The sequence below is a fragment of the Rhizobacter sp. genome, from assembly GCF_046595475.1.
Lineage (GTDB): Bacteria > Pseudomonadota > Gammaproteobacteria > Burkholderiales > Burkholderiaceae_C > Rhizobacter.
The window spans coordinates 1-5,670 of record NZ_JBKJOQ010000131.1 but is presented as its reverse complement, the minus strand read 5'-3'; the positions used below and the strand labels follow the sequence as shown (position 1 = coordinate 5,670).

The window sequence follows — 5,670 nt, the reverse complement described above, 5'->3', positions numbered from 1 at the left end:
GGGGGCTGGTGCAGGAGCGGGGGCTGGTGCAGGAGCGGGGGCCGGTGCAGGTGCGGGGGCTGGTGCAGGTGCGGGAGCCGGTGCAGGTGCGGGAGCCGGTGCAGGAGCGGGAGCCGGTGCAGAACGCGTCACCGTCAGGTATCGCGTGGCCACTTGGCCGGAAGCGTCATAGGCGCGAACGGTGATCAGGTTCTTGCCTATGGCCACCGGGATCGAGGAAACGGACCACGTCACATGGTCGGTGCCAGTCTGGGTGGCGATGCCGTTGCCGGAGGTGAGATTCACCGCCCAGGTCACGCGAACGACGCTCTTGTCGTCAACTGCGATGCCCGACACATTGACGGTGCTTGCCGTGGTGGCATACGAGCCGCCAGCGCTGGGCAGCATGATGGCCACTTCCGGTGCGCCAGAGCTGGCGAAGCTCTCGGCTTGCTCGGGTCGGGCGGCATTGGGATCGGTCGTGGTTTCAACGGTGTCTGCACCACCGCACGCGGCAAGAGACAGGCAAAGAGAAGCGATCAGCGACAGCTTCGGGGCGAAATTAACGTAATTCATCAATGAGAACTCACTACTCAAGGTTGATAGATGCGCAGCCTCAGGCTGGCGCTCGGTCTTCACACGGCGTGTTCGCGTCACCAGGGAGGGGGACCGACAAGGTCGGTGTGAGTACCGACAACGTCGGTGTGACTCCGGAAGGAAAATCGCTCTCGCACTGCATTTCAGTGCCGCGACTCTATGGGCGCTGACCAGGGGCCGCGTGTGCAATCCTGTAGCCTGTAACACGCAGGGGATTGAGGGTTCGAGCCACTCAAGTGATGACCCACCCCCTTATTCGTGGGGGATCAGGGCGATTTGACAGACGGCGCTCACCACACATTCCGCGCAAACGTTCACAGCGCTTACGTACCGACACGTCAATCAGAGGCCTGGAGCGAGGCCGTCTGCCCCTCGCGCAACCTTCTGACCAGCAGATAAGGGGTTACTCAGAATCGCCTGCGTCGCTATGGTGCGGAGTTAATTTCGTTCATGCCACATTCAGCGGGCGGCTCACAGGCGAGCCCGTGATCCCGCGATCTGTCCTTGCCCTGGAGCAGCCGTTGAGACTCCCCAATCTGAGCAACATGGTGTATGTGGGCAAGCTTCGCCACATTCAGTCGGCATATGAAGCGCCTGAGCACCGGAACCCCGATGGCTTGATTCGTCATCTGCTGTCACACACCCAGCTCTGGGGTTGTCGCCTGCGGGGTCTGTTGGCACTCAACAGATTGCGCCAGAACCCTTTCTATTACTACGTTCTGGCGCGCACGAAGCATTACGACGCCGTGTATGTGTCGGCGATTGCAGGCGGTTTCCAGCACATCCTCAACATTGGCAGTGGCAGCGACACCCGTGCCTACCGATACGCCGAGCAATTGCGAGACGCGCGGATCTCATGCGTTGAATGCGATCAAAAATTGGCCATTTCCAGCAAAGAAAAAATGGCGCGAAAGAAGCTGAACGCAGAGCATGTCCAGTACATGGCGATCGATCTCAATGTTGCGGGCTGGAAAGCGATCGAGCAGTGGCTTGACAGCAAAAAGGGCTCGAAGGTGCTCGTGATGATGGAAGGCGTAAGCCCCTACATTGACGAGAAGAGTTTTGTCGCGTTCCTCAAACTGCTGGGTTCTCATTTGCCCGCAGGCAGCCGCTTGGCGTATGACTTCAAGCGCAAGGGCGTTGCCGACGAGTTCGGCCGCGGCGAAGCCACGCAGGTCCCGTTCCGCCTTCCGGACGACCCCGCGGAGATCGAACGCTTTCACCGGGGCGTTGGGCTTTGCGTCGACAGCTTCGAGCTTGGCGCCAAGCTCGTCACGCGCATCGTGCCGGGTATCGACGCTTCAAACTGCCGGTTGTTTTCCGAAGACGCACTTGTTCAGCTTTCAGTCAGCGAGGCGTGTTCATAAAGCTTCTATTTTTGTGCGGAACGCTTGTCTTTGCCGCGTTCAGGTGGGTTCGCGTCCAACAGTCGGGCTGTAGACTTCTGGCACCTATGCTGACCTCGCCGCCGCGTGATGGCGAGTGATGGTTTTGGCGCGATCTGCATATAGGGTGCGCTGGTGGGTTGAGTTGCCCGTGATGTACCGAGCGATGACCACCCCACCGAGGACTCGGAAACTTTGATGACATTCAACCAGCGATATCTGCTTATCTCTCCATGCCGCAATGAAGCAGACTTCATGCGGCAGACGCTCGACACCGTGGTGGCGCAGTCCGTGCGGCCGGCCAAGTGGGTGATCGTCGACGACGGGTCCAGCGACGACACGCCGGCCATCTTGGCGAAGTACGCCGCCGAGCATGACTGGATTCAAATCGTCACCCGTGCCGACCGTGGTCACAGGGCCGTGGGGCCAGGGGTAATTGACGCGTTCTATTCGGGTCATGCCGCCATCAACCCTGACGAGTACAACTACCTTTGCAAACTTGACCTGGACTTGCGACTGCCGCCGCGCTATTTCGAAATCCTGATGGAGCGCATGAGCCTGGATCAGCGCCTGGGTACCTGCAGCGGCAAGGCTTACCTCGAGGCAAACGGTGCCTTGGTCAACGAGCGCCACGGCGATGAAAACTCGCTGGGCATGACTAAGTTTTACCGTGTGGCCTGCTTCAAGGACATAGGCGGCTTCGTGCGAGAGGTCGGTTGGGACGGTATCGACGGCCATCAGTGCCGCATGAAAGGTTGGGGCGCTTGCAGCTGGGACGAGCCCGCACTGCGCTTCGTGCATCTGAGAACGATGGGAGCCAGCCATCGCGGCATCCTGACGGGCCGTTACCGACAGGGGTACGGCCAGTACTACATGGGCACCAGCTTGCTCTATCTGACAGCCAGCGCCTTGGGCAAGATGAATCAGAAGCCTTTTGTCCTGGGCCAGCTTGCAGTGCTTTTGGGGTGGATCACCAGTGCGCTTAGAGGGAAGCCACGCTATGACAATCAAGAGTTCAGGGAGTTCTTGCGCAGGTATCAATGGCGCGCACTCCTTGTCGGCAAGCAGCGAGCGGCGCATGAGCTTGTCCACGACAAGCGGGTCGCCTGAACGTGCGCTTGGCCGAGAAGCCGCGATGACGGGTGCAGGCGCGGGCCTGCGCGTTGCCTACCTGGTCAACCTTTATCCGGCCGTCAGCCACACGTTTATCCGACGCGAGATCTTGGCGCTGGAACGGCAGGGTGTTGCCGTGCAGCGCATTGCGTTGCGGGGCTGGGACGGTGCCCTCGCTGACGAGCAGGACCACCTCGAGCGGTCACGCACGCAGTACGTGCTTCAACAGGGTGTGCTCGGTCTGATCTGGCCGGTGATCTCCACTCTGCTGAATTCGCCGCTTAAGTTTTTCGCGGCCCTGAGGCTTGCCATGCGAATGGGCTGGCGAGCTTTCCGGCCGATGCCCTATCACCTTGTCTTTCTGGCTGAGGCCTGTCGCATCCTTTCGTGGTTGCGCGCTGCCGATGCCATGCACGTGCATGCCCACTTTGGGTCCAATCCCGCGGAATTGGCTATGTTGGTTCGAGCATTGGGGGGGCCTAGCTTCAGCTTTACGGTGCACGGCCCAACGGAATTCGATCAACCCGCCTATCACAAATTGCGCGAGAAGGCCGAGCACGCGGCTTTCGTCGTGGCGATCAGCTCGTTTTGCCGGAGTCAGCTCTACCGCTGGGTGCGACATGCTCACTGGCCAAAGCTGAAAGTGGTGCGCTGCGCAGTCGAACCAGCATTCCAGGCTATGCCGGTCGTTGCACCGCCGGTCGCTGCGCGCCTGGTGTGTGTCGGGCGCATCTGCCACGAAAAGGGCCAGTTGTTACTGGTGGAAGCGGCGGCCTTGGTGGTGAAGAAGGGCATTGCGCTGGAAGTGGTGCTCGCGGGTGACGGCCCGATTCGAAAAGAAGTTGACGACCTCATCGCGGCATTGGGCATGCAGGCTCACGTACGTGTCACCGGATGGTTGAGCGGGACCCAGGTACGCGACGAAATCGTGGCGGCGAAGGCTCTTCTGCTGCCGAGTTTTGCCGAAGGCTTGCCTGTGGTGGTGATGGAAGCCATGGCCCTGTCGCGACCGGTTCTTACGACCTATGTCGCGGGCATCCCGGAACTGGTGCTGCCCGGCGAAAACGGTTGGTTGTTCCCTGCGGGTGACGTGAATGCGATCGCTGCCGCGATCGAAACCTGCCTTGCCACACCGCCAGAAGATCTTGCCAAGATGGGAGCCGCGGCTCGACGACGCGTGCTTGAGCGTCACGATGCCGACACCGAGGCGGCCAAACTGGTGGCCGAGTTTTTCGCACTCTCTCCACTCTCTCCATTGGCATCGAAACAGACCTGATTTTTGCTTTCCGATGCCAGCCGCCTGCTGAATTTTGAAGCACTTGTGTGTGCGTTCCGCTTACAACCAGCGACAGTTTCCCTGGCCAGCATTGGCTTTTTTGGACCCAAAATCCGACCCCATTGGGAAAGCGTGTGTCGGGTCGTAACTGGTACCGACCAATGTGGTCAGGTTGGTGGCAATTTCGCACGATTGAGATGCCCTGCACCCTGGTACGCAAGCTGCGGCGAAATGGTGGACAGCATTGCCGCTGTAAGAAGGAATCGCGATGACGGGGCGCACAGTGAAAATCAGAAAAGCAAGCCTGTATTTTTCAGTTCTGGCGATTGCCGCTCTGGCGGGCTGTGGTGGAGCCAACGTTTATTCGGAGTCCGAGGCGTCATCTCCTGCACCTGCACCTGCACCGGCCCCCGCTCCTGCGCCAGCGCCTAAAACTGCTCCTGCTCCTGCTCCCGCGCCCGCCCCTGCCCCTGCCCCTGCCCCCACACCAGCGCCTGCGCCAGCGCCTGCGCCTGCGCCGGCTCCCGCCCCTGCGCCAGCTCCCACTGGCGCCGTGACGTACTACTTCTCCGATTGCCAAGTGGGTGCTAGCGCTGGATGTGTCCAGGGCAGCAATGGCAATGCCGGCACCAGCACAGCGGCCCCGAAGCAAAACCTCAGCGGCGTCAACGTCGACACCTTGCCCGTCGGCAGCAGACTTCTGTTTGCCCGAGGTGGCGCGTGGACGAATTTCGCGGTGTCCTTCCGCAACCTGAATGCCACGCCGACGCAGCCCATCGTCATGGACGCCTACGGCAGCGGCGCAGCACCGTGGCTCAAGGCGAACGGCACCGCTATCCACTTCGGCGCCTACAACGACACCATCTCCGATGGTGGCTACACCATCCGCAACCTCAAGCTTGATGGCCAGAACATCGCCGGCTCTTGGGGCTTCTTCCTGCACAACGCCGTGCGCAACGTGACCATCGAAAATGTGGAGATCACCGGCTTCGAGCTGGGCATCCACTTACAGCAGACCACTGGCCAGGAAAACGTCGCCCTGGTGGTTCGCAACAGCAACATCCATCACAACTCAGGCATGGGCATGCTGGGCGATGCGGTCGACATGGTGCTTGAGGGCAACACCTTCGCCTACAACAACTTCTCGGGCAGCACGTTCAACCATGCGATCTACCTGAGCGGTCATGGCCGCAATGGCGTGCTGCGCAACAACACCTTCACCAACAACTCGGTGGTCGCTGGGGTGTGCCGCGGTGGCAACGTGACCGTGCACGGCCAGTGGGATGGGCTGCTGATCGAAGGCAACACCATCACCCAGGC

The 5,670-nt window shown here is 60.7% G+C and carries 5 protein-coding genes; 4 read left to right on the top strand and 1 reads right to left on the bottom strand.

The genetic code is table 11. The features are described 5' to 3' along the window. Window positions 1–555 (bottom strand): hypothetical protein (locus AC30QB_RS23765; protein WP_489548762.1); only part of this gene is annotated, 555 nt, incomplete at its 3' end. A gap of 506 nt (window positions 556–1,061) precedes the next feature. Between AC30QB_RS23765 and AC30QB_RS23760 the strand changes: the two genes are divergently transcribed. The 4 genes from AC30QB_RS23760 to AC30QB_RS23745 form a co-directional block, all read left to right on the top strand. After that, window positions 1,062–1,943: a class I SAM-dependent methyltransferase gene (locus tag AC30QB_RS23760; protein ID WP_489548761.1), complete on the top strand. Its 882-nt coding sequence runs from the start codon at window positions 1,062–1,064 to the stop codon at window positions 1,941–1,943. Between the two features lie 216 nt (window positions 1,944–2,159). Continuing rightward, window positions 2,160–3,071 (top strand): glycosyltransferase, encoded by a 912-nt coding sequence (locus AC30QB_RS23755; RefSeq protein ID WP_489548760.1) that lies wholly within the window; start codon window positions 2,160–2,162, stop codon window positions 3,069–3,071. Between the two features lie 25 nt (window positions 3,072–3,096). Further along, window positions 3,097–4,350 carry a glycosyltransferase family 4 protein gene (locus AC30QB_RS23750; protein WP_489548763.1) on the top strand — a complete coding sequence of 418 codons (1,254 nt, stop codon included), beginning with the start codon at window positions 3,097–3,099 and terminating at the stop codon, window positions 4,348–4,350. Between the two features lie 553 nt (window positions 4,351–4,903). Next, the coding region (locus AC30QB_RS23745) for a hypothetical protein (RefSeq protein ID WP_489548759.1) at window positions 4,904–5,670 on the top strand (767 nt) is incomplete at its 3' end.